General features: G+C 58.3%; 22 protein-coding genes, 1 tRNA gene and 1 pseudogene. 2 read left to right on the forward strand and 22 right to left on the reverse strand.

The genetic code is table 11. The features are described 5' to 3' along the window. Positions 1 to 13: 13 nt before the first annotated feature. Positions 14 to 89 (reverse strand) — tRNA-Lys (locus tag ACFO6X_RS07050). An 82-nt stretch (positions 90 to 171) separates the two neighbouring features. Continuing rightward, the gene (locus tag ACFO6X_RS07055; RefSeq protein ID WP_382431456.1) at positions 172 to 1,062 is read right to left on the reverse strand and encodes an NAD(P)-dependent oxidoreductase; all 891 of its coding nucleotides are present in this window, start codon (positions 1,060 to 1,062) and stop codon (positions 172 to 174) included. Positions 1,063 to 1,170: 108 nt separating this feature from the next. On the opposite strand from ACFO6X_RS07055, the gene ACFO6X_RS07060 reads away from it, so the two are divergent. Beyond that, positions 1,171 to 3,540 (forward strand): UvrD-helicase domain-containing protein, encoded by a 2,370-nt coding sequence (locus tag ACFO6X_RS07060; RefSeq protein WP_382431458.1) that lies wholly within the window; start codon positions 1,171 to 1,173, stop codon positions 3,538 to 3,540. A 9-nt stretch (positions 3,541 to 3,549) separates the two neighbouring features. Here ACFO6X_RS07060 and ACFO6X_RS07065 read toward each other — a convergent pair whose 3' ends face one another. From ACFO6X_RS07065 to ACFO6X_RS07125, 13 genes are all read right to left on the reverse strand, one after another. Further along, a complete protein-coding gene (locus ACFO6X_RS07065) occupies positions 3,550 to 3,765 on the reverse strand; it encodes a hypothetical protein (RefSeq protein WP_382431460.1) in 216 nt (71 codons plus the stop codon). Beyond that, a complete protein-coding gene (locus ACFO6X_RS07070; RefSeq protein ID WP_382431462.1) occupies positions 3,765 to 4,400 on the reverse strand; it encodes an FMN-binding negative transcriptional regulator in 636 nt (211 codons plus the stop codon). The genes ACFO6X_RS07065 and ACFO6X_RS07070 overlap by 1 nt, the downstream gene beginning before the upstream one ends. A gap of 7 nt (positions 4,401 to 4,407) precedes the next feature. Beyond that, complete coding sequence (locus ACFO6X_RS07075; protein WP_382431464.1) at positions 4,408 to 5,409, reverse strand: hypothetical protein; 1,002 nt, start codon at positions 5,407 to 5,409, stop codon at positions 4,408 to 4,410. Between the two features lie 19 nt (positions 5,410 to 5,428). Beyond that, positions 5,429 to 6,574 (reverse strand): beta-N-acetylhexosaminidase, encoded by a 1,146-nt coding sequence (nagZ, locus tag ACFO6X_RS07080; protein WP_382431466.1) that lies wholly within the window; start codon positions 6,572 to 6,574, stop codon positions 5,429 to 5,431. Then, positions 6,571 to 6,996 carry a holo-ACP synthase gene (gene acpS / locus ACFO6X_RS07085; protein WP_382431468.1) on the reverse strand — a complete coding sequence of 142 codons (426 nt, stop codon included), beginning with the start codon at positions 6,994 to 6,996 and terminating at the stop codon, positions 6,571 to 6,573. Before acpS ends, nagZ begins: the two co-directional genes overlap by 4 nt. Then, on the reverse strand, positions 6,993 to 7,772 hold the full coding sequence (locus ACFO6X_RS07090; protein ID WP_382431470.1) for a pyridoxine 5'-phosphate synthase: 780 nt from the start codon (positions 7,770 to 7,772) through the stop codon (positions 6,993 to 6,995). Before ACFO6X_RS07090 ends, acpS begins: the two co-directional genes overlap by 4 nt. Beyond that, positions 7,769 to 8,545: a DNA repair protein RecO gene (gene recO, locus ACFO6X_RS07095; protein ID WP_382431472.1), complete on the reverse strand. Its 777-nt coding sequence runs from the start codon at positions 8,543 to 8,545 to the stop codon at positions 7,769 to 7,771. Before recO ends, ACFO6X_RS07090 begins: the two co-directional genes overlap by 4 nt. A 12-nt stretch (positions 8,546 to 8,557) precedes the next feature. After that, positions 8,558 to 9,565 (reverse strand): GTPase Era, encoded by a 1,008-nt coding sequence (gene era / locus ACFO6X_RS07100; RefSeq protein ID WP_382431474.1) that lies wholly within the window; start codon positions 9,563 to 9,565, stop codon positions 8,558 to 8,560. Further along, complete coding sequence (gene rnc, locus ACFO6X_RS07105) at positions 9,562 to 10,233, reverse strand: ribonuclease III (protein WP_382431775.1); 672 nt, start codon at positions 10,231 to 10,233, stop codon at positions 9,562 to 9,564. Before rnc ends, era begins: the two co-directional genes overlap by 4 nt. Before the next feature lie 19 nt (positions 10,234 to 10,252). Then, the gene (locus tag ACFO6X_RS07110) at positions 10,253 to 10,615 is read right to left on the reverse strand and encodes a DUF4845 domain-containing protein (protein ID WP_382431476.1); all 363 of its coding nucleotides are present in this window, start codon (positions 10,613 to 10,615) and stop codon (positions 10,253 to 10,255) included. Positions 10,616 to 10,650: 35 nt separating this feature from the next. Beyond that, the gene (gene lepB, locus ACFO6X_RS07115) at positions 10,651 to 11,625 is read right to left on the reverse strand and encodes a signal peptidase I (protein WP_382431478.1); all 975 of its coding nucleotides are present in this window, start codon (positions 11,623 to 11,625) and stop codon (positions 10,651 to 10,653) included. 1 nt (position 11,626) lies between these two features. Beyond that, the gene (gene lepA / locus ACFO6X_RS07120; RefSeq protein WP_382431480.1) at positions 11,627 to 13,435 is read right to left on the reverse strand and encodes a translation elongation factor 4; all 1,809 of its coding nucleotides are present in this window, start codon (positions 13,433 to 13,435) and stop codon (positions 11,627 to 11,629) included. 213 nt (positions 13,436 to 13,648) lie between these two features. Beyond that, positions 13,649 to 15,046 (reverse strand): DegQ family serine endoprotease, encoded by a 1,398-nt coding sequence (locus ACFO6X_RS07125; protein WP_382431777.1) that lies wholly within the window; start codon positions 15,044 to 15,046, stop codon positions 13,649 to 13,651. A 176-nt stretch (positions 15,047 to 15,222) separates the two neighbouring features. On the opposite strand from ACFO6X_RS07125, the pseudogene ACFO6X_RS07130 reads away from it, so the two are divergent. After that, positions 15,223 to 16,287 (forward strand): annotated as a pseudogene (locus ACFO6X_RS07130) (RNA-guided endonuclease InsQ/TnpB family protein). Positions 16,288 to 16,396: 109 nt separating this feature from the next. On the opposite strand, the gene ACFO6X_RS07135 reads toward ACFO6X_RS07130, so the two are convergent. The 7 genes from ACFO6X_RS07135 to fabD all read right to left on the reverse strand — a co-directional run bounded on the left by ACFO6X_RS07135 (position 16,397) and on the right by fabD (position 21,661). Further along, positions 16,397 to 17,110 (reverse strand): sigma-E factor negative regulatory protein, encoded by a 714-nt coding sequence (locus ACFO6X_RS07135; protein ID WP_382431482.1) that lies wholly within the window; start codon positions 17,108 to 17,110, stop codon positions 16,397 to 16,399. Positions 17,111 to 17,170: 60 nt separating this feature from the next. Next, entirely contained in the window at positions 17,171 to 17,803 is a 633-nt protein-coding gene (gene rpoE, locus ACFO6X_RS07140) for an RNA polymerase sigma factor RpoE (RefSeq protein WP_382431484.1), read from the reverse strand. After that, positions 17,800 to 18,267 carry a hypothetical protein gene (locus ACFO6X_RS07145; protein ID WP_382431486.1) on the reverse strand — a complete coding sequence of 156 codons (468 nt, stop codon included), beginning with the start codon at positions 18,265 to 18,267 and terminating at the stop codon, positions 17,800 to 17,802. Before ACFO6X_RS07145 ends, rpoE begins: the two co-directional genes overlap by 4 nt. Positions 18,268 to 18,339: 72 nt before the next feature. Next, the gene (gene fabF / locus ACFO6X_RS07150; protein ID WP_382431488.1) at positions 18,340 to 19,584 is read right to left on the reverse strand and encodes a beta-ketoacyl-ACP synthase II; all 1,245 of its coding nucleotides are present in this window, start codon (positions 19,582 to 19,584) and stop codon (positions 18,340 to 18,342) included. A 41-nt stretch (positions 19,585 to 19,625) separates the two neighbouring features. After that, the gene (acpP, locus tag ACFO6X_RS07155; protein WP_300075708.1) at positions 19,626 to 19,865 is read right to left on the reverse strand and encodes an acyl carrier protein; all 240 of its coding nucleotides are present in this window, start codon (positions 19,863 to 19,865) and stop codon (positions 19,626 to 19,628) included. Between the two features lie 105 nt (positions 19,866 to 19,970). Continuing rightward, a complete protein-coding gene (gene fabG, locus ACFO6X_RS07160; RefSeq protein WP_382431491.1) occupies positions 19,971 to 20,717 on the reverse strand; it encodes a 3-oxoacyl-ACP reductase FabG in 747 nt (248 codons plus the stop codon). Beyond that, positions 20,714 to 21,661 (reverse strand): ACP S-malonyltransferase, encoded by a 948-nt coding sequence (fabD, locus tag ACFO6X_RS07165; RefSeq protein WP_382431493.1) that lies wholly within the window; start codon positions 21,659 to 21,661, stop codon positions 20,714 to 20,716. Before fabD ends, fabG begins: the two co-directional genes overlap by 4 nt. Between the last annotated feature and the right edge of the window lie 4 nt (positions 21,662 to 21,665).

Consider the following 21,665-nt stretch of genomic DNA (forward strand, 5'->3'; position numbering starts at 1 on the left):
GCTTTTCTGTAAGTGGTGGGTCCTGAGTGACTCGAACACTCGACCTACGGATTAAGAGTCCGCTGCTCTACCAACTGAGCTAAGAACCCACTTAAAAATTGTGTCGCTTGCTGCGAAGAACTCAATTATGCACTAATTTTTACGATGCCTCATCCAAAGATGGCGAAATTTTTATTTCGCTAGACCATTGCGCCGTGCCAGCTCCAAAAATAGGGCGCTTTGGTCTAAATCAGCCCAGCCATGTTCGGCGGTTTGGGTGTAGAGCTGCTTTAACAGGGCAGTGATCGGAGCCTCAAAGCCCAACTCATCGGCGGTAGCCAAGGCGTTTCGCATATCCTTGAGTTGCACATTGACCCGCCCCCGTGGCGCAAAGTCTTGTTCTACCATGCGCTGACCATGCAATTGGAGGATGCGGCTATCGGCAAAGCCACCGCTGATGGCCTCGCGCACCTTAGCCATGTCGGCGCCCCCTTTGGCAGCCAGCAGCAGCGCCTCGGCCACGGCCCCAATGGTGATGCCGACAATCATCTGGTTGGCGAGCTTGGTCAGTTGCCCCGTGCCATGCGGCCCCACATGGGTGGCCCGCCCCAGTGCAGCAAACACCGGCTGGGCACGGACAAAATCTGCCGCAACTCCACCCACCATGATCGCCAAGGTGCCTGCTTCGGCACCCACAGTGCCGCCAGAGACGGGAGCATCCAAACAAGCGATGCCCTGTGCTTGCAAGCGCAGGGCATGGTCACGCGCCTCACGCGGTTGAATGGATGCCATGTCAATGAACAAGCTGCCTGGGTGCATGGCCGCTGCTGCCCCTTGCTGGAACAACACATCTGCCACCACTGGGCCATTTTCGAGCAGACTGAGCACGATGTCGGCATTGCGCACGGCATCGGCAGCCTTCTCATGCACTATGGCTCCAGCAGTGCTTAGCGGTTCTGCCTTGGCGCGGGTGCGGTTCCAAACCTGCACGCGGTGCCCTGCAGCACATAAACGTTGGGCGATGGGCAAGCCCATCATGCCGATACCCAGCACCGCCAATGAGAGAGAAGATGGCTTGTTCATGACAAAAAATTGCGAAAAACCGGGGGCAGAGGCCAAAAAACAGAGCCAGATTTTACGTACCAGAATGCCAAGGCCGCTATACACGGTCTGGGTTTCTACAATGCCCACATGGCCCCACATTCTTCGCTTCTAGACTCCTCTGCCCCTGACACGGCGGCATTGCTGCGTTGCCTCAACCCCGAGCAACGGGCCGCTGTGACCCTGCCCAACGGCCATGCTTTGGTGCTGGCTGGTGCTGGCTCGGGCAAAACCCGCGTACTCACCACCCGCATTGCTTGGCTATTGCACACGGGGCAAGCCAGCCCCGGTAGCATTTTGGCCGTCACCTTTACCAATAAAGCGGCCAAAGAGATGCTCACCCGCCTTGGAGCCATGCTACCGGTGGCGGTGCGCGGTATGTGGATAGGCACTTTCCACGGCTTGTGCAACCGGTTGTTGCGCATCCATCACCACGCAGCGGGTTTGCCGCAGACTTTTCACATTCTGGACACCCAAGACCAGCTTGCTGCCATCAAGCGGCTGTGTAAGCAGTTTGGTGTGGATGAGGAGCGTTTTCCACCCAAGCAGGTGCAATACTTTATTGCCGGTTGCAAAGAAGAGGGCCGCCGCCCGCGCGATGTGGCTGGCATTGACCCCGACACGCGCAAAAAGGTGGAGCTATACCAGCTTTACGAAGAGCAATGCCAGCGCGAAGGCGTTGTGGATTTTGGCGAACTGATGTTGCGCAGCTATGAATTGCTGCGCGACAACGACCCACTGCGCGCCCACTACCAACGGCGTTTTGCCCATATCTTGGTGGATGAGTTTCAAGACACCAACCGTCTGCAATACCTGTGGCTCAAGCAACTGGCGGGCGACGAGGTAGATGGGCAATTGCACACCCATGCCAGCGTGATTGCCGTGGGCGACGATGACCAAAGCATCTACGCCTTTCGGGGGGCGCGGGTGGGCAATATGCAAGACTTTTTGCGCGAGTTTGATGTGCAGCAGCAGATCAAGTTGGAGCAAAACTACCGCAGCTATAGCAATATTCTGGACGCAGCCAACCAGCTCATCAGCCACAACAGCCGCCGTTTGGGTAAAAACCTGCGCACCGAACAAGGCCCCGGCGAGCCGGTGCGCGTGTATGAAGCGGTGAGTGATTTGGCCGAGGCGCAATGGATGGCCGATGAAATCCGCCAGTTGCTCCAATCTGACCAGCTCCGGCACCAAGAAATTGCCGTGCTTTACCGCAGCAACGCCCAAAGCCGGGTGATTGAGTCGGCGCTGTTCAATGCCCGTATTCCGTACCGTGTTTATGGTGGTTTGCGCTTTTTTGAACGTGCCGAAATCAAACACGCCTTGGCCTATCTGCGCTTGTTAGAAAACCCGCACGACGACACCAGTTTTATGCGTGTCGTCAACTTTCCGCCACGTGGCATTGGTGCGCGCAGTGTCGAGGTTTTGCAAGACAGCGCCCGCAGCAGTGGCTGCTCGTTGCATGACGCGGTATCGTTGGTGCCGGGCAGTGCCGGGGCCAAACTGAATCAGTTTGTTGCGCTGGTGGAGGTACTGAGCGAACAGATGCAAGGTGAGAACCTGCGCACCATCATCGACCAGATGCTGCACGCCAGTGGACTTTTGGCCCACTACCGCGCGGACAAAGACGGTGCTGACCGTGTTGAAAATCTGGAAGAACTGGTCAATGCAGGTGAGAGTTTTGTCACCCTCGAAGGCTTTGGCCGCGATGCGGTGGCGCTGCCGGTGGATGAGCATGGCGTTGCTACCACCACCCTACCCGACTTTGTGGATGGGGATACGGGCGAGACACTCTCGCCCTTGGCGGCCTTTTTAACCCATGCGGCGCTGGAAGCGGGCGACAACCAAGCCCAAGCGGGCCAAGAAGCTGTGCAACTCATGACGGTGCATGCGAGCAAGGGGTTGGAGTTTGACTGCGTCTTTATTGGTGGGTTGGAGGAAGGACTGTTTCCGCACGACCAATCGGTGGGTGAGCGCGATGGCCTCGAAGAAGAGCGCCGCTTGATGTATGTAGCCATTACCCGTGCGCGCCAGCGCCTGTACCTGAGCCACGCGCAAACGCGGATGCTCCACGGCCAGACACGCTACAACGAGAAAAGCCGCTTTTTTCAGGAGTTGCCCGACAGCGCCCTGAAATGGCTGACACCGCAGCGCAGTGGCTTTGGCAGTTTTGCTCCCCGTGCCAGTCAAGGCAGCAGCTATGGTGGTTACAGCGCCTACAGCAAGGGCAGCGCAGGCAGCAAAACCGAGACCTTTGCCAGCCCGCCGGTGCCAGTGCAAAAAGCCACGCCATCGCATGGCTTGCGCGCCGGTACAGCGGTGTTTCACACCAAGTTTGGTGAAGGCAAGGTGTTGGCAATTGAGGGCACGGGGGACGATGCCCGCGCCCATGTTCATTTTGGCCGCCACGGTAGCAAATGGTTGGCGCTGGCGGTGGCCAAGCTCACCATCGTCTCATAAGGCTACATGCTACTTTGCGCCTTCGGTGGCTTGTCGTTGGCGCTGGTATTGGTCATACGAGGTACTGGTGCCCGCCATACAGCGGTTGCGCTGCTGGGCATCGGGCATCTTGTTGCACTCTTGGCGCTGCCACAGCTGGCCTGCGCCATACCATTGTTCTGAGGCGCAGCCGCCCAAGCCGCCCAACACAGTGACCGCCACCAAGGCGAGAGAGCGCCAACGCATCACCGCGCTCCCAGCGTTTGCACCAACTCGGCCATCTGCAACGATGGTGCCGTGCCTTGCTGTACCAGCCCCTCTACCACGCTGTGCTGGTTGGGTGTGGATTGGTTTTGGCTGACTTTCCATTTGCCCTGCATCCGTTGGATGGAAAACTCCACGCCCACGATGCCCGCCAGCAGCTTTTGGGTGAAATCAGCCGGGGCATCGGACACCTGCCACGGCTGCGCTTGTGCTGCCTCGTGCTGCTGGGTGAGTTGCGTGACAATTTCCAGGAGGTCATCGGGGGCGTGTAGGGCTTTGAGCGTGGCATAGACATGCACCACCGCGTAATTCCAAGTAGGAACCACTTTGCCATCTATGGGTTTGCTGGCGTACCACTGGGGCGAAATATAGGTGGACGGGCCTTGAAAAATCAAGAGCAGCTCTTGTGTTGGGGGGCATTGCCATAGTGGGTTGTTTTTCGCCACATGGCCCAGCAGTTGGCCCCATCCATCGGGCGCAGGGCGATGGAACACAGGCAGATGGTCTGCCACCAAACCTGATGGGCTGTTGGCCACCACAGTGGCCAACGGAAACGCCTCTATCAGCTCTAAAAGTAACTCAGGCTGGTCTTGCTGAAAATGAGCTGGGCAGTACATAGTTGCTTCAGGTGGCCAATGCTTGTAAATCTGGGGCAATGCTGCCATAGCTGACCAAATGCACCTCTAGCGCCACGCCTTGAAAACGTTGCAGACTACGGACGATAGCCTGCACGATCCAATCTCGGTGATTACCAAAGGCACCGCCCCCCAGCATGGTGAGGTACACCCTAGGATTTTTGTGTTTGGCCGCATTAAGCACGCCAGCCCATAGCGTAGCCTCATAAGCGGCTTCGAGCACCAAACGGGCAAAAGGCTCCCAGAGGTGAAGATCAGCCCGGCTATAGGCTACCGGCAAGGCAGAACAAAAGGCTTGCGAAACCTGCTGATCTTGCGCCGCACCTTGGGCCGTTACTTCCACATCCCAATGTAGACCAATGCGCAATTGCGCTCGCAAAGCATCGCGCTGTGCTTCATCGGCGTGCAGGAGCAGGGCATGGATCTGTTCCAGTGTAGCTACCGATGGCAGGGCATAGCCGTTGTGCATAGGCATGGTCTGCTCCACCCCTAAGGCTCTGCTCAGGTCTTGCAATGTGTTGATTTGGCAGGTTTTGGTTTGCCCTACCTGATCTTCTAGCGGCACAAAGTAGTTGCGATAGATAGTAGCGGCCCCCGCTGCCATCGCACAGGCTGGGCCTTGGGTGTGATCCGATTGGTAGCGGGTGACCCCCTGTTCTGGCGTGACCCTGTAATCGGTCATTTCCAGCAGATTAAATTGCGATGCCACTTGGATCAGTGCGTGGTTTGTCTCTGGCTGGGTATGCAGTGCGTAGGCATTGGCGATGGTATTGCGTACCACCAACTCCCCTGATACAGCGCCTTGCAGTGGCAGTGCCCGCTCGCGCAGTATTGCCAGTGTCGGGGTTTCCAAATAACCAATGCCAAAGCTGCGTTGGTTGACCAAAGAAATCAGCCGTTGGCCCTGCACCTGTAGCTTACGCTGGACATCGTGGTAGTCAACCTCGGCAAAGCCCGTCAGGGTTTCAAACCAGTTGGAGAGGGGTGGCATGGCATAGCCTTATGGCAGTTCAGTTGGATGGCAACAGCTCCAGCGCCTGTTGGTAGGCTGGCTGGAACATCAGTTCATCCCACGGCAGCGGTGGCGTCAGGGGCAGCAGGGCCATGCGGCGCGCTTCGCTCTCGGCGCTGGGTTGCCAATGGCCTTGGGTTTGCGCTGCACTCAAGCCCTCAAGCAATTCATCAATGGCGGCGCCATCGCCCAAACTTTGGTTGCACAGCAATACCAAGTCACAACCGGCTTGCAAGGCGGCTACGGCGGCATCGGTGTAGCTGACGGTTTGGCCGTCTAGGTGGCGAGCGCCTTCCATGCTCAAGTCGTCGCTAAAAATGGCGCCATCAAAGCCCATTTGCTGGCGCAGAATATCTTGCAGCCAGCGGCTAGAAAACCCAGCGGGGCGGCTGTCCACCTTGGGGTAGATCACATGGGCGGGCATGAGGCTGGTCAAGCTGCTGCGCAACCAAGGGTAGGGGGCCGCATCATCGGCCAAAATTTTCTTCAGGCTGCGTTTATCCACTGGCACTTCGGTATGCGAGTCGGCCTTCACATAACCATGCCCCGGAAAATGCTTGCCACAGTTGGCCATGCCGCCCTGCAATAGGCCGTGCATCAGGCTTTTGGCCAACAGGGTGACGGTGCGTGGGTCGCGGCCAAAGGCGCGGTCGCCAATCACGCCGCTGCTGCCCCAGTCCAAATCCAGCACGGGCGTAAAGCTGAAATCCACGCCACAGGCGCGCAGTTCGCTGGCTAGCACATAGCCTGCTGCGGTGGCGGCGTTGGTGGCTTGCAAGGCACTGCCTGTTAAAAAGCCACTGCGCTTCTTGTTTTTCTTGCTGGCCTTGCGTCCTTTTTTGCCTTTGCTTTTGGCACTGTCACGTTGCCATAACGTGCCCAGTGCCTGCATAGGAGGCAGATGGGTGAACCCATCGCTGCGAAAACGCTGCACGCGGCCACCTTCGTGGTCTACACAGATGAGCAGATCACCACGCACCGCTTTGATAGAAGCGGTCAGTTCCAGCAGTTGTTGGCGGTCGTACCAGTTGCGGGCAAACAAAATGACACCACCAGTGAGTGGATGTGCCAAACGGCGGCGATCGGTGTCGGTCAGTGCAGTGCCAGCCACATCCAAAATCAGGGGGGAATGGGTGTTGGTCATGGGGGAAATGGGGATGAAGAGGGAGGGGAGAGAACTTTTTCTGCCACGCAAAAGCCCACGGCATAGTCTTGCTCGTCGCTGATGCTCAGGTGGATACTAAGCTGGCGCTGTTGCAGCCAAGTGTGTAAGGCACCGTGGGCCAAGATGGCGGGTTGGCCGCTCTCTAGCGTAGTGATTTCGCACGCCTGCCACGACATGGGTAGCACCATGCCCAGCCCGATAGCCTTGCTGAAGGCTTCTTTGGCACAAAAGCGACTGGCCACAAAGCGCACACCGCGCTCAGGCCAGCGGCTGTGGCGCTCTTGCCATAGAGCGCATTCTGTAGGGGTCAGAACTTTGGCAGCAAAGCGAGCCCCATGCTGCGCCAAGCTGGCCTGAATGCGGCGAATGTCGCAAATATCGGTGCCGATGCCGTAAATCATGTGGTGGGGGTGGCGGTGGCCCCGGCCTGAATGCAGTCTAAATAAGCCTGCACCGTGGTGGCATAGCCCAACTCCAATGCATCCGCAATCAGGGCGTGACCAATCGATACTTCTAACAGGCCGGGCACCGTGTGGACAAAGGCGGCAAGGTTGTCTCGGTTCAGATCATGGCCTGCATTGATACCCAAGCCCACATCCAATGCGGCTTGTGCTGCAGCACGGTAGCACTCCAACTGCTGAGCTTGCTGGGCTGTGCCCCAGGCTGCGGCATAGGGTTCAGTGTACAACTCTACCCGGTCGGCCCCCACCGCTTTGGCGGCTGCCATTTGTGCTGGTACAGCATCCATAAACAAACTCACGCGCACGCCCAACGCATGGCATTCGGCAATCAAAGGGCGCAGGCGTTCGGCATCTTGCGCCAAGTTCCAACCGTGGTCGCTGGTGAACTGGCCCTCGCTGTCGGGCACGAAGGTGGCTTGGTGCGGGCGCACCGTGCGGACAAAATCCATCAGGTTGTGAAAGGGGTTGCCCTCGATGTTGTATTCGCGCTCGGGCCAATCTTGCAACAAGGCGGCCAGTTCGGTCACATCGTGGGCGCGGATATGGCGCTCATCTGGGCGTGGATGTACTGTAATGCCCTGTGCCCCAGCTTGTAGGCACAGCAGTGCCGCGCGCGTGACGCTGGGAATGCCCAAATGGCGTGTATTACGCACCAAGGCAACTTTGTTCACATTCACCGAGAGGGCGGTGCGGTGGGTAAAGGCAGAAGCAGTCATAGAGTTTGAAGTTCCATCATTAGCTGGCGTGTGCGCAGCACAGGGGGGCCGCAGTGGTGTTGCAGCAAAATGCGCAACTGCGGTTTTAGTTCTGCCGCCACTGGGGCACAGGCTTGCAGCAGGGCCGACAGCCGCACGCCGGTTCCCTCTAATGCTTGGTTCAGTGGCAGCCATTGAGCGCCGCTCAGGCTGGCACGTTCTGTGGCTGGGGCGGGGCACAGGCCGCTGTCTGGCAGCAGGGCATAGCGGGCTTGGGCTTGCAAGGGGGCTAAAGTCGGGGTGTGGGCATTGAGGGCGGGTAGCAGGCCCAATTCGCGCAGTAGCAACAATTCAAAGGCGCGCAGCACCGGCTCTAAGGCATCGCCATGCTCGCTGGCCAGCACACGCACCACGGCTGCATAGGCATCAAACAAGGCCGGGTGCGGGTCGTGGCGTGCCAGCAGGCGCAACAGCAATTCATTGAGGTAAGTGCCCGCCAACAAGGCATCGCCCATCGGCATGGTGTGCCCGCCTACCCATTCTGCCCCCTTGAGCGGGTGGATGCCACTGCCATCGGTGGTGGGTTTGGCACTTTCCGTCCAGTGCAGGCTCAAGGGCTGCAAGGGCAGCAGCACGGGGCGAAAGTTGGAGCTGGGCTTTTTTGCGCCCCTGGCCACCAAGGCGGTACGCCCGTGGTGGCGGGTAAACACTTCCAGAATCAGGCTGGACTCGCTCCAGTCGTAGCGGTGCAGCACAAAGGCTGGTTCATGGCTCAAGCGGCGCGCAGCGGCCACAGCAAAACAGGCTTATTCGTAGCCAAACGAGCGCACGCGGGCTTCATCGTCGGCCCAGCCCGAGCGCACCTTGACCCACAACTCAACAAACACCTTGGCATCCATGAGCTTTTCTAGCTCTTGGCGTGTTTCGGTGCCAATGCGTTTGAGGCGCTCGCCCTTGTCGCCAATCACCATCGCTTTGTGGCTGTCGCGCTCCACCACAATGGTGGCTGCAATGCGAATCATGCGCTTGTGGACTTTGCTTTTTTCTTCCTCAAACTTGTCAATCACCACAGTGGAGGTATAGGGCAACTCGTCCCCAGTGAAGCGAAACAGCTTTTCGCGCACGGTTTCGGAGGCCAAAAACTTTTCACTGCGGTCGGTTAGCTCATCGGCGGCATACCACCACGGGGCTTCGGGCAGGTATTTTTCGCAGATGCCATACAGGCGCTCAATGTCGCCTTTGTTCTTGGCCGACATGGGCACAAACTCGGCAAACGGGTGGCGCTCTTGCATATCGCGCAGCCACGGGGCAATCTCTGCCCGGCGGTGTACGTTGTCTAGCTTGTTGGCAATGAGCAGTGTGGGAATGCCCGGTTTGAACAAGCTCAGCACCTTGGCATCGGCCAAAGTAAAACTGCCAGCTTCCACCACAAACAAAATTAAATCTACATCACCAATCGCACCCATCACAGTTTTGTTTAGTGATTTGTTCAGGGCTGTGGCGTGGCGGGTTTGGAAGCCGGGGGTATCGACAAAAATAAACTGCGTTGCCCCCTGTGTGCGGATGCCCGTAATGCGGTGGCGCGTGGTTTGTGCCTTGCGCGAGGTGATGCTGATTTTTTGCCCCACCAGCGCATTGAGCAGAGTGGATTTGCCGACGTTGGGTTTGCCCACAATGGCAATCACGCCGCAGCGTTTCCCCTCAATGGCAGGGGCTGTGCCCGGTGCTTGGGCTGCGGCCAGCATGGCCTCTAAATCGGGTTGGGCTGGTGCAGCAGCAGTGGGGGTGGAGTCGTGGGCAGGTTCAGCGTTCATTGTTTCTGGGTTTTCAAGAGGGTCAGCATGGCAGCGGCAGCAGCCTGTTCGGCGGCACGGCGTGAAGCACCACTGCCCCGTTCGGTGAGCTTGAGTTCGGCAACGCAGCATTCAACCTCGAAGGTCTGCCGGTGGGCCGCTCCAGCCGTAGCCACCACAGTGTATTGGGGCAGCTTCATTCTGCGCCCTTGCAGCCATTCTTGCAGCGCCGTTTTGGCATCTTTGGCCGCAGCCTGCATCTGTGGGTTGATTTCTACATTGGCAAACAGGCGGTGTACCAGTGCTTCGGCCACGGCATAACCTGCATCCAGATAGACAGCACCAATCAGCGCCTCTAGGGCATCGGCCAAGATGGAAGGGCGTTGGTGTCCACCTGAGCGGGACTCGCCTTCGCCCAAGCGCAGTATGCTGGGCAGTTGCAGTTGCAGTGCCAACTGGTGCAAAGTGCCTTCGCGCACCAAGTTGGCCCGCACCCGCGACAAATCCCCTTCTGGTTGGTGACGCAGGCGCTGGTAGAGCAAACTAGAGACGGCCAGATTGAGCACCGAATCGCCCAGAAATTCTAGGCGCTCGTTGTGATCGGCACTAAAACTGCGGTGCGTGACAGCTTGTTGCAGCAGAGCTGCATTTGCAAACCGGTGTTGCAGCCGCGATTGCAAGGCCTGCAACCCCTGTGCTGCACTGCTATTACTTGCTTTGGAGGTCAAATCGGTACACCAAATAGGCTGGGCCGGCCAGAGCCACTTCGCGGGCATATTTGACCCGTACCACTACTTTGTCGCCGTTTTTGGTCACATCCAAGTCTGACCCTCGCACAGAGCTGATGTCGTCAATCTGCGCTGCACGGTCAAAGATAGTGCGCACCTCAGGCACGCTACCGCCACTCTTGGCCTTGTCCAAGGCTTTTTGAATCGATTGTGATTCGATAAAAATCGGAATTGACTGACCGCCAATGGCAAAGGCTGCTACAGCCAGCAGGCCCACAATAATGACGCCGATAAAGGACAGACCCCGTTGGCGCGAACGGCTGCTACTGCGATAAAGGTTCATGGCTCCACTCCTTGTGTGTGCATATGGCAGAGGCGTTAATGGAACGACCCAATGCGCTTGAGGTCACCAAAGTTCATCCAGACAAAAAAGGCCCGGCCTACGATGTTGGCGTCAGGCACAAAGCCCCAATAGCGCGAGTCGAGCGAATTATCGCGGTTGTCGCCCATCATGAAGTAGTGCCCTTCTGGCACTTTGCAGACTACGCCCTCAATGCTGTAGCGGCATTGGTCACGGTAGGCAAAATCGCTGGCACCTTGGATAAAGGCAGGCGCTTCAGGGTTGTTCAGCAACCGGTGAGGCTGATCCCCCAGCTTCTCTTCAAATTGCTTGAAGTAGCGCATGGCGCTTGCATCGAAAAAGTCGGGCACGGCGGTGGTGGGCACTTCTTGACCATTCACGGTCAGACGCTTGTTTAAATAGGCCACCTCGTCGCCCGGCACACCCACCACACGTTTGATGTAATCCATGTGGGGTTGGGGTGGGTAACGAAACACCATGACATCGCCACGCTGGGGTGGATTGCCAGCAGTGATTTTTTTGTTGATGACTGGTAAGCGAATGCCGTAGGTAAACTTGTTGACCAGAATCAGATCCCCTACCAAAAGGGTAGGGATCATGGAGCCAGAGGGAATTTTGAACGGCTCGAACAAAAATGAGCGCAGCAGAAACACGGCTGCAATCACCGGAAACAGCCCTGCAGTCCAGTCCAGCCACCAGGGCTGAACCAACGCCTGCTGTTGGGCCTCGTTCACATCCAAGTCTACTTTGGCAATGCCCATGCGATCGAGTTCGGCGCGGCGCTGGGCTGCGGCCTCAACAATGGCCTGGGCTACTCGCTGGCGTCGTGGCAGAAAATAAAAACGCTCGGCCAACCAGTAGCACCCGGTGACCACCGTTGCCAGAAACAGCAACAGGGCGAAATTGCCTTCGATGGCCCCGGTGTACCACGCACCGATGTAGCCGATAAAGGCGGCCAGCACCAGCGAGGTGAAAATTTGCACGGCCTGCATGTCAGTCTTCCACCTGCAAAATAGCCAAGAAGGCTTCTTGTGGCACTTCGACCGAGCCAATTTGCTTCATGCGCTTTTTACCGGCTTTTTGCTTCTCCAGCAGTTTGCGTTTACGGGTGATGTCGCCGCCGTAGCACTTGGCCAACACGTTTTTGCGCAGTGCTTTGATCGTCTCGCGGGCAATGATGTTGGCACCAATAGCAGCCTGGATAGCCACATCAAACATCTGGCGGCTGATGATTTCGCGCATTTTGGCTACCACCGCACGGCCTCGGTATGGGGCTTGCGAGCGGTGGACGATGATGGAGAGGGCATCGACCTTTTCGCCATTGAGCAAAATGTCCACCTTGACCACATCCGAGGCGCGGTACTCTTTGAACTCATAGTCCATCGAGGCATAACCGCGCGAGACCGACTTGAGCTTGTCAAAAAAGTCGAGCACGATCTCGCCCAGCGGCATTTCGTAGGTGAGCATCACTTGGCGGCCGTGGTAGGCCATGTTGATTTGCACGCCGCGTTTTTGGTTGGCCAGCGTCATCACTGGGCCCACGTAGTCTTGCGGCATGTACAAATGCACAGTAACGATAGGCTCACGAATTTCTTGCAGCTTGCCTTGGTCGGGCATCTTGGCTGGGTTTTCCACCATGATGACTTCGCCATCGGGTTTCACCACCTGATAGACCACGCTGGGCGCTGTGGTGATGAGGTCTTGGTCAAATTCGCGTTCTAGGCGCTCTTGCACAATTTCCATGTGCAGCAACCCCAAGAAGCCGCAGCGGAAACCAAAACCCAATGCCTGACTGACTTCAGGCTCGTAGTGCAGCGAGGCATCGTTGAGCTTGAGCTTTTCTAACGCATCGCGCAACTGGTCGTACTCGCTGGCTTCGGTGGGGTACAGGCCCGCAAACACCTGAGGTTGGATCTCTTTAAATCCGGGCAGCGGCTCAGAGGCTGGGCCAGCGTTGTTGGGCAGCTTTTTTTCGAGCGTGATGGTGTCGCCCACCTTGGCAGCCTGCAACTCTTTAATGCCTGCAATGATGTAGCCCACTTCGCCTGCACGCAAGGCGTTGCGCGGTTCGTTGGCTGGGGTGAACACACCCAGGTTGTCGGCGTTATAGACGGCCTCAGAAGCCATCATCTTGATGCGTTCCCCCTTGAGCAGGCGGCCATCGACCACGCGCACCAGCATCACCACGCCCACATAAGGGTCAAACCAGCTGTCGATGATCATGGCGCGCAGCGGTGCATCGGGGTTGCCTTTGGGGGCGGGCACCTTGGCGACGATGGCTTCGAGGATTTCTTCAATGCCCATGCCTGTTTTGGCCGAGCACGGAATGGCATCGGTGGCATCAATGCCAATCACGTCCTCAATTTCGGCCTTGGCGTTGTCGGGGTCTGACTGGGGCAAGTCCATCTTGTTGAGCACTGGCATCACCTCGACGCCCAAATCCAGTGCGGTGTAGCAATTTGCCACGGTTTGTGCCTCTACGCCTTGGCTGGCATCCACCACCAACAAGGCGCCTTCGCACGCTGACAACGAGCGGCTGACTTCGTAGGAGAAGTCGACATGGCCGGGGGTGTCAATCAGGTTCAGGTTGTAGGTGTTGCCATCTTTGGCCTTGTATTGCAGTGCGGCGGTTTGCGCTTTGATGGTGATGCCGCGCTCTTTCTCGATGTCCATCGAGTCAAGCACCTGGGCCTCCATTTGCCGCTCCTCTAGCCCGCCGCAACGCTGGATCAGCCGGTCTGCCAGTGTGGATTTGCCGTGATCGATGTGGGCAATGATGGAAAAATTTCGGATGTGGTTCATGTCAGAGGGTGAGAGAAAAAGGCGCGCGCAAGAAAAAGGGCGCATCGGGTGGTGACGCGCCCTGAACCAACCCTCCTTGACCACTGCGGTGGTGGGTGTTGCATGGGGGCAGTACAGCGCAAGTCCTGGCGGCAAGGCCAGCATGCAGGACAAGCGGCTATTCTACCCAACGGGGGGGCTTGCCCTGCGCTGTGCCCTGCGGCTCTTTGCAGTTCAGCGGCTGGGTCGGATCAAGGCATATTGCGCCCACTCGCCCCTGCGGAACAGCACGTTAATGGGCTTGCTCTTGTCCGCCTTGGTCAGTACGGCTTCCAGTTCTTTGGCGCTGCTGACTTCAGTGTTGGCAATAGCCAAAATCACATCGCCTTCGCGCAGGCCGGCCCGTGCTGCGGCATCGCTGGCCGCATCGACCAAAACGCCACCCTTGAGTTTGAGGTCACGTTTTTGCGCCTCGCTCAGGTCAGACACATGCAAACCCAGCTGTTGCGCACTGGCCAGCCGGGCTTTGTGTCCAGGCTCGGCGTCGGTGGCTTTGCTGCGCACTACTTTGTCTGGTTCTACTTCGGCAATGGTGATGCTCAGGTCGCGGCTGCCACCCCGGCGGAATACGGTAATGGTGCTCTTGCTGCCTGGTTTGGTGCCGCCCACCAAACGGGGTAGATCCGAGACTTTCTCAATCGGCTTACCATTGAACTTGGTGATGATGTCTCCGGCCTCAACCCCCGCTTTTTCGGCGGGCGAGTTGGCCTCTACCCCCGTGACCAAGGCTCCCGGCTGCTTGCCCAGCCCCAGAGACTCTGCCACGTCTTTGGCAACGGGCCCAATTTGGACACCAATGCGCCCGCGTGTGACCTTGCCTGTGGCGCGCAGTTGTTCGCTCACCCGTATGGCCTCGTCAATCGGAATGGCAAAGGCAATGCCCATATAGCCGCCCGAGCGCGAATAGATTTGGCTGTTGATGCCAACCACTTCACCACGCATGTTGATGAGCGGGCCCCCAGAATTGCCGGGGTTGATGGCCACATCGGTTTGGATAAAGGGCAAATAGTCGCCGGTGTCGCGTTGCTTGGCACTGACAATACCCGCAGTGACGGAGTTTTCCAGCCCAAAGGGCGAGCCAATCGCCATCACCCATTCGCCCACTTTGAGGCGGCCACTGTCGCCCACTTTGACGGTGGGCAGGCCGCTGGCCTCAATTTTGAGCACGGCGACATCGGTGCGTTTGTCGGTGCCGATAATTCTGGCCTTGAACTCGCGCTTGTCGGTCAACGTCACCAGCACTTGGTCTGCCCCTTCGACCACATGGGCATTGGTCAGGACGTAGCCATCATTGCTGACAATGAAGCCCGAACCCACGCCCCGCGAGGATTGGCTATCTTCATCTTGCGGACGCTGGGGCCGTTGTGGACGTGGGGCATGGGGCATGGGCAGGCCAAAGCGTTTGAAAAACTCCAGCATGTCCTCATCCATGCCGTTGACGGGCGTGCGCGAGGCTGATTTTTCGGTAGTGCGGATATTGACAACCGCTGGCCCTACCTGATCGACCAAATCGGTAAAGTCAGGCAAGCCACGGGCCACGGCGGCTGGTTGGGCAATAGCCGTGCTGGGCATGACTGTGATGCTGGCTGCTGCCATCACGCAAGCGGCCAGCACAGAGTGTGAAACTGTCCAGTGTGTGTTTTTCATCAAATGCTCCGAGAAACTCCGGCATTCATGCCGACGACGAAAGGAGCGCAGCTGATAGGCTGCACTGGGTTGAAAAAATGGAAAGGGGCTAGCATGCTCCGATGAGTACCAAGGTGTACCGTTACCGCATCAAGTCTTCGAACGGCTTGCTGAACCAGCAGGCGCGGGCAGTGAACTTTGTCTGGAACTTTTGCAACGACACGCAAAAGCACGCCTTGAAGTGGCGCAAGCCTTGGCCCACTGGCTTTGACTTGAACAAGCTCACTACTGGCAGCAGTAAAGAGCTGGGCATCCACTCGGGGACGGTGAATGCGGTGTGTGAGCAATACGCCAAGTCGCGCCAGCAGTTCAAACGCCCCTATCTGCGCTACCGAGGTAAACGTACGCCGGGCTGGGTACCACTCAAGGGTCGGGAGTTGAAGCGCGAGGGCAATGCTTTTCGCTTTGCTGGTAACACCTTCCGCGTCTTTGATTCGCGCCCATTGCCTGAAGGCAAGATAAGAGATGGCACCTGCTTTGCTCAAGACCGGCGCGGCCACTGGTTCCTCAACATCGTGGTGGAACTGCCAGACGCACCCACCCGGCAGCCTGTGCGCGGTGTCGGAATTGACTTGGGCTTGAAAGACTTGGCTACCCTGTCCACGGGCGAGAAAATTGCGCACCCGCGCTACTTGCGCCAATGGGAAGTCAAGCTGGCCTAAGCGCAGCGGGCGCACAAAAAACGGCTTGTTACCAACATCCATGCCAAAATTGCCAATTGCCGCATGGACTTTCTGCACCAAGCCGGCACGGATATCGTGTGCCGCTTTGATTACATCGCTGTGGGCAACGTCAGCAGCGGCAAACTGGCCAAGACCAAGATGGCCAAAAGCGTGTATGACGCATCTTGGCATTCCTTCAAAACGATGCTGGCGTACAAGTCGGTGGCGAATGGCACGTGGTATGAAGAAGTGAATGAAGCGTTTTCTTCCCAAGTCTGTTCGCATTGCGGCGCACTGCCCGATTCGAGGCCGAAAGGTATCGCAGACCTTGGAATAAGGCACTGGGTTTGTTCGGACTGTGGTGGTGAGCATGACCGTGATGTGAATACCGCCAAAAATATCCTGAATAAATCAAGCGCCCGCTCGGGGCATCGAGCGCCTGTAGAGGGAATCGCCGTCCTTTAGGGCGGCGAGAATGTCAACAAGAGCCTTTCGGTTGAAGCAGAAAGGGCCCGGCACGCTGGCGGGGCTGTCTATGCTTCAGAAGGCATTGGCGGTGATTGGTTCCGCAGCTTTAACGCTTGGGCGACTCAAAGTTGGCGTTGCGCAAAAAGCCCGCAGGCAGTTGCAAGGCCGATGCACCATGAAACTGTTGGTGGGCTGCCAGCAACTCATCCAAGCGTGGGTCTCGCAGCATGACGGGCGCAGCCGATGGCTGGTTGGGCCGCTCAGTTTGGGCGACGGTCACAGGGTTTTCTGTGGTGACTGGGGTTGCCACTGGTTTGGCCTGCACCACCTCTTGGGTGGTAGGTGCGGTGCCCACTGCTGCCCATTGCCCTGTGGCTGCACCGGGGTTGCCGCTGCTGCCCCAAGTGCTCCAAGCTAGACTGGCCACAGTCGCTAGCGAGGCCACGCCTGCTACCAACTTCCAACGGAACACGGAGTCGTTGGCTGCGGCTTTGGGTGCCACAGCAGTGGGCAGGGCGATCGTGTTGTGCGCCAAAACTGGCGTGACAGGGGTGCTGTGGGGGGGAGGCTGATGGTCGTTGTGTGTTGGCTCTTGTGCCAAATTTTGGCGCAACCGGGCCATGAAGGCACCACCATCATCGTGGGTTTGGCGGGCCAGCTCGGGCGAGCGCAGCACATCGCCCACCAGTTGGTACAACTGCCAAGTCTCACGCCCTTCGTCGGAGGCGGCAAAGTCCAGAGCTTGCGCCCATTCTTCGTCTGGCAGCTCACCATCGGCCAGTGCCGAGAGCTGTTCTCGCTGAGTTTGCTGTTCCATCATGGTTTTCTCACCTGTCTTGGCCCCAAGTGGGCCACCATTAGCATTGCAATCTGCAACCACTCACCAACGTTTGCCGGTCTGGTTTTGCAGCAAGGGCCGCACGCGCGAAGAGATGGCCTCGCGCGCCCGGAAAATGCGTGAACGCACCGTGCCGATGGGGCAATTCATGGCCAGGGCAATTTCTTCATAGCTCAATCCTTCAATTTCCCGCAACGTAACGGCTTGGCGCAAATCCTCAGGTAAAGCCTCCATTGCGGCATTGACCGCAGAGGCGATCTCTTGGGCTGCCAGCACGGTTTCTGGGGTTTCCTCACTGCTTGGTTCGTGTCCGGGCCGTGAAGTTTCATCACTTTCATCGTTAACGGCCATGGCACTTTCGTAGATCAATGGATCTCGCTTGAGATCCATCAGTGTCTTTTTGGCCGTATTGACAGCAATGCGGTACAGCCAGGTGTAGAACTGCGCCTCGCCACGAAACTGCGGCAAGGCACGGTAAGCCCGGATAAAGGTTTCTTGGGCAATGTCTTCGATCAGGTCGGCATCACGCACCATGCGACCGATCAGGCGCTCAATGCGGCGTTGGTATTTGATGACCAGTAATTCGTAGGCACGCTGGTCGCCCGCCACCGTTCGCTGTACCAGTGCCAAGTCACTGTCGCCCGCAGGCACATCGGCAGAAGAAGAGGCTGTCATGGTGTGGAGGTAGGGTGTAGAGGGGCGGGTGGAGCTGGAGGGGCATGGAGTGCGCGGCGCAGATCAGCCCATTGGGCAGGGGCGTGGCGCTGCTCTAGCCAAAACCAGCAGACTTGGTGTGATGTCTGGGCCTGCCAACGTACCCCAAGGCTGTGTTGCCAATCTAGACAGACATAGGCGCTACCAGGGCCGTGGCGTTGGGTGCAAGAGGCCCAACTCCAATGTTGGCCGTCCCAGTCCAAACGGCCTTGGGGCAACTGCCACCAAAACCGGGCGACCCACAAGACAGACAACAGCCACAGGCCCGCAGCCATAATGGCGATGGCGGTGTTGTGAGCAGGGGCACCCAGACGCCACCAAGCCAGTAAAACGCCCAGTTCCAGCACGCTCACCAGTAGCAAGCCTCCAGCCAACCGGAGGCTGCGGGTGATGGGGTAAGCAACGGCGGGGGCCGATTGGCTCATGCTGAACCTCAGGCCTTGGTGGTGGACAACAGTGCAGGGCTAGCCATTCAGCAGCAGCCCCTAGGGTAGAACTCAGACGCGCCGGAACACCAGCGAGCCGTTGGTGCCACCAAAGCCGAAATTGTTTTTCACGGCAATGTCGAGCTTGGCATCCCGCGCCGTATTGGCACAGTAGTCCAGATCACACTCTGGGTCGGGGGTGTGGAGGTTGATGGTGGGCGGAATCTTTTGTTCGTGCAGAGCCAGCACGGTGAAGATGCTCTCAATGCCACCAGCACCACCCAATAGGTGCCCCGTCATCGACTTGGTGGAGCTGACCACCATCTTGTGGGCATGGTCGCCAAAAGCCGCTTTGATGGCGTTGGTTTCGTTGATGTCACCCAGTGGGGTGGAGGTGCCATGCGCGTTGAGATAGTCAATCTGATCGGCATTGATACCGGCATTGCGCAGTGCTGCCAGCATAGCGCGGCGGGGGCCATCCATGCTGGGGGCCGTCATGTGGCCCGCATCGGCACTCATGCCAAAACCAGACAGCTCGGCATAAATTTTGGCTCCACGGGCTTTAGCGTGTTCGTATTCTTCGAGCACCATGACGCCTGCACCTTCACCCAGCACAAAACCATCACGGTCTTTGTCCCAGGGGCGCGAGGCGCTTTGCGGGTCATCGTTGCGCGTAGACAGGGCGCGCATGGCCGCAAAACCACCCACACCCAGTGGCGAGATGGTCGCTTCAGTGCCGCCGGCCACGACGATGTCGGCATCACCATACTCAATCAGGCGACCAGCCTCGCCAATGCAGTGCAGGCCCGTGGTGCAGGCGGTGACTACGGCCAGATTGGGGCCTTTGAAACCAAACCGCATCGACACATGTCCGGCCACCATGTTGATGATGGAGGCAGGAACGAAGAAGGGGGTGATGCGCCGGGGGCCACGACTGGCCAATTCGGCATGGGTGTTTTCGATCAGCGGCAGGCCGCCTATGCCCGAGCCAATCACGCAAGCAATGCGCGTGGCCAGCTCATCATCCAGCGCATCGCCCGTGGGCAATCCGGCGTCTTGTACCGCCTGGGCTGCGGCAGCAATGCCAAAGTGGATGAAGCTGTCCATAGCGCGCGCATCCTTGGCGCTGATATAGGACTCCAGGTCAAATCCCTTGACCTCACCGGCAATTTTGCAGGCGAAGTTCGATGTGTCGAACTTGGTAATGAGATCAATGCCGGATTTTCCGGCGAGGATGTTGGCCCAGGCATCCTGCACCGTGTTACCCACGGGGCTGATGCAACCCAGGCCGGTCACGACAACGCGACGACGGCTCATGCGTTAAAACCTTGTGCTGATCGAAAGGCGCAAAGCGCCGATTAAGCCTTTTGGTGGCCAGTGGCGTAGTCGATGGCGTTTTGCACCGTCGTGATCTTCTCGGCGTCTTCGTCGGGAATCTCAATGCCGAATTCGTCTTCGAGGGCCATTACCAGCTCGACGGTGTCCAGAGAGTCGGCACCCAGATCGGCCACGAAGGCTTTTTCGTTGGTGACTTGGGACTCTTCAACGCCCAGTTGCTCGGCAATGATTTTTTTGACGCGTGCTTCAATATCGCTCATGGTTTCCCTCGGGGAGGTTGTGAATGAATTCTCGATTCTAGCCGTATCAGGAAGTAAGCCAAAACAGCCTACTGCCATGATGCAACTAGCGTGATCTTCGGGCAATTACATGTACATGCCGCCATTGACATGCAATTCTTGCCCAGTGACGTAGCCCGCCTCATTGGAAGCCAGGTAAGCCACGGCATGGGCGATGTCAGATGGCTTGCCCAAACAACCCAATGGAATTTGCGCCGTTAGGGCTTTTTGCTGTGCTTCGGGCAGGTTGGCCGTCATATCGGTGTCGATAAAGCCGGGGGCCACACAGTTGACGGTGATATTGCGGCTGCCCAGTTCACGTGCCAGAGCACGGGTCATGCCCGCCACGCCTGCTTTGGCGGCAGCGTAGTTGGCTTGGCCGGGGTTACCAGAAGCACCCACTACGCTGGTGATGCTGATGATGCGGCCAAAACGCTGCTTCATCATGGGTTTGATGGCAGCGCGGCTGACGCGGAACACGGCTTTCAGATTGGTGTCGAGCACGGCATCCCAGTCGTCGTCTTTCATGCGCATGGCCAGTTGGTCGCGGGTAATACCGGCGTTGTTGACCAGCACTTGCAAACCACCTTGCTGTTTGACGATGCTATCGATCAGGGCTTCTACCGCCGGGGCATCATTCACATCCAAGGCAGCGCCTCGGCAGCCAGGGTAGGCGGCTAAGGCAGTGCCGATGCGCTCGGCACCATCGGCCGTGGTGGCGGTGCCAATGACTTGGTAGCCGCGTGCGGCCAGTTCTTGGGCGATAGCCGCACCAATGCCGCGCGAAGCGCCAGTGACCAGTGCAACGGGGGCTTTTGTGGTGGATTCGCTCATGCCAGCAGTTCCTTGGTTTGGGTGAGGGTGGTGGGGTCGTAGAGGGCTGCGCCGACCAGTTCGGCATCGATGCGCTTGACCAAACCGGCCAGCACCTTGCCGGGGCCGCATTCAACAATGTGGCTGATGCCACGCGCTTTCAGGGCTTGCACGCATTCGACCCAGCGCACCGGGCCAAAGGCTTGGCGGTACAAAGCGTCACGGATGGCATCGGCGTCTTGTTGCACCGCCACGTCAATGTTGTTGAGGACGGGAATTTGCGGGGCGGCCAACACCGTTTCTGCCAAGGCAACGCGCAGTTTTTCAGCCGCAGGCTTCATCAGGCTGGAGTGGAAGGGGGCCGATACCGGCAGCGGCAGGGCGCGTTTGGCCCCGGCGGCTTTGAGCACTTCGCAGGCTTTTTCTACGGCGGCTTTGCTACCGGCAATCACGGTTTGTGCCGGGTCGTTAAAGTTGACGGCCTCGACCACTTCGGCGCTGTTGCCCAGCGCAGCAGTGGCCTCTGCACAACCGGCTATCACCTTGCTGGCTTCCAGCCCCAAAATGGCCGCCATTGCGCCTGTGCCTACGGGCACGGCCTCTTGCATGGCCGCAGCACGCAAGCGCACCAAGGGAGCCGCTTGCGCCAGTGTAAGCACGCCCGAGGCCACCAAGGCCGAGTATTCGCCCAAAGAGTGCCCTGCCACAGCCGCAGGCAGAGCGCCACCTTCGGCTTGCCAAACGCGCCATGCTGCCACACCAGCCACCAGCATCACTGGCTGGGTGTTGGTGGTCAGGGCCAAGGCTTCTTTGGGGCCTTCGTGGATCAGCTTGGCGACATCTTCACCCAAGGCATCGGAGGCTTCTTGCAGGGTTTGGGCCACCACAGGGTGATCGCTCCACGCATCCAACATGCCCACAGATTGCGAGCCTTGCCCCGGAAAGACAAATGCAAAAGACTTCATGGTT

Source organism: Giesbergeria sinuosa (assembly GCF_042652905.1).
Classification (GTDB): Bacteria; Pseudomonadota; Gammaproteobacteria; order Burkholderiales; family Burkholderiaceae_C; genus Simplicispira; species Simplicispira sinuosa.

Coding starts and splice junctions, on each gene's coding strand:
- ACFO6X_RS07055 (WP_382431456.1), bottom strand. CDS start 1,062: ATGAACAAGCCATCTTCTCTCTCATTGGCGGTGCTGGGTATCGGCATG.
- ACFO6X_RS07060 (WP_382431458.1), top strand. CDS start 1,171: ATGGCCCCACATTCTTCGCTTCTAGACTCCTCTGCCCCTGACACGGCG.
- ACFO6X_RS07065 (WP_382431460.1), bottom strand. CDS start 3,765: ATGCGTTGGCGCTCTCTCGCCTTGGTGGCGGTCACTGTGTTGGGCGGC.
- ACFO6X_RS07070 (WP_382431462.1), bottom strand. CDS start 4,400: ATGTACTGCCCAGCTCATTTTCAGCAAGACCAGCCTGAGTTACTTTTA.
- ACFO6X_RS07075 (WP_382431464.1), bottom strand. CDS start 5,409: ATGCCACCCCTCTCCAACTGGTTTGAAACCCTGACGGGCTTTGCCGAG.
- nagZ (WP_382431466.1), bottom strand. CDS start 6,574: ATGACCAACACCCATTCCCCCCTGATTTTGGATGTGGCTGGCACTGCA.
- acpS (WP_382431468.1), bottom strand. CDS start 6,996: ATGATTTACGGCATCGGCACCGATATTTGCGACATTCGCCGCATTCAG.
- ACFO6X_RS07090 (WP_382431470.1), bottom strand. CDS start 7,772: ATGACTGCTTCTGCCTTTACCCACCGCACCGCCCTCTCGGTGAATGTG.
- era (WP_382431474.1), bottom strand. CDS start 9,565: ATGAACGCTGAACCTGCCCACGACTCCACCCCCACTGCTGCTGCACCA.
- ACFO6X_RS07110 (WP_382431476.1), bottom strand. CDS start 10,615: ATGAACCTTTATCGCAGTAGCAGCCGTTCGCGCCAACGGGGTCTGTCC.
- lepB (WP_382431478.1), bottom strand. CDS start 11,625: ATGCAGGCCGTGCAAATTTTCACCTCGCTGGTGCTGGCCGCCTTTATC.
- lepA (WP_382431480.1), bottom strand. CDS start 13,435: ATGAACCACATCCGAAATTTTTCCATCATTGCCCACATCGATCACGGC.
- ACFO6X_RS07125 (WP_382431777.1), bottom strand. CDS start 15,046: ATGCCCAGCACGGCTATTGCCCAACCAGCCGCCGTGGCCCGTGGCTTG.
- ACFO6X_RS07135 (WP_382431482.1), bottom strand. CDS start 17,110: ATGATGGAACAGCAAACTCAGCGAGAACAGCTCTCGGCACTGGCCGAT.
- rpoE (WP_382431484.1), bottom strand. CDS start 17,803: ATGACAGCCTCTTCTTCTGCCGATGTGCCTGCGGGCGACAGTGACTTG.
- ACFO6X_RS07145 (WP_382431486.1), bottom strand. CDS start 18,267: ATGAGCCAATCGGCCCCCGCCGTTGCTTACCCCATCACCCGCAGCCTC.
- fabF (WP_382431488.1), bottom strand. CDS start 19,584: ATGAGCCGTCGTCGCGTTGTCGTGACCGGCCTGGGTTGCATCAGCCCC.
- acpP (WP_300075708.1), bottom strand. CDS start 19,865: ATGAGCGATATTGAAGCACGCGTCAAAAAAATCATTGCCGAGCAACTG.
- fabG (WP_382431491.1), bottom strand. CDS start 20,717: ATGAGCGAATCCACCACAAAAGCCCCCGTTGCACTGGTCACTGGCGCT.
- fabD (WP_382431493.1), bottom strand. CDS start 21,661: ATGAAGTCTTTTGCATTTGTCTTTCCGGGGCAAGGCTCGCAATCTGTG.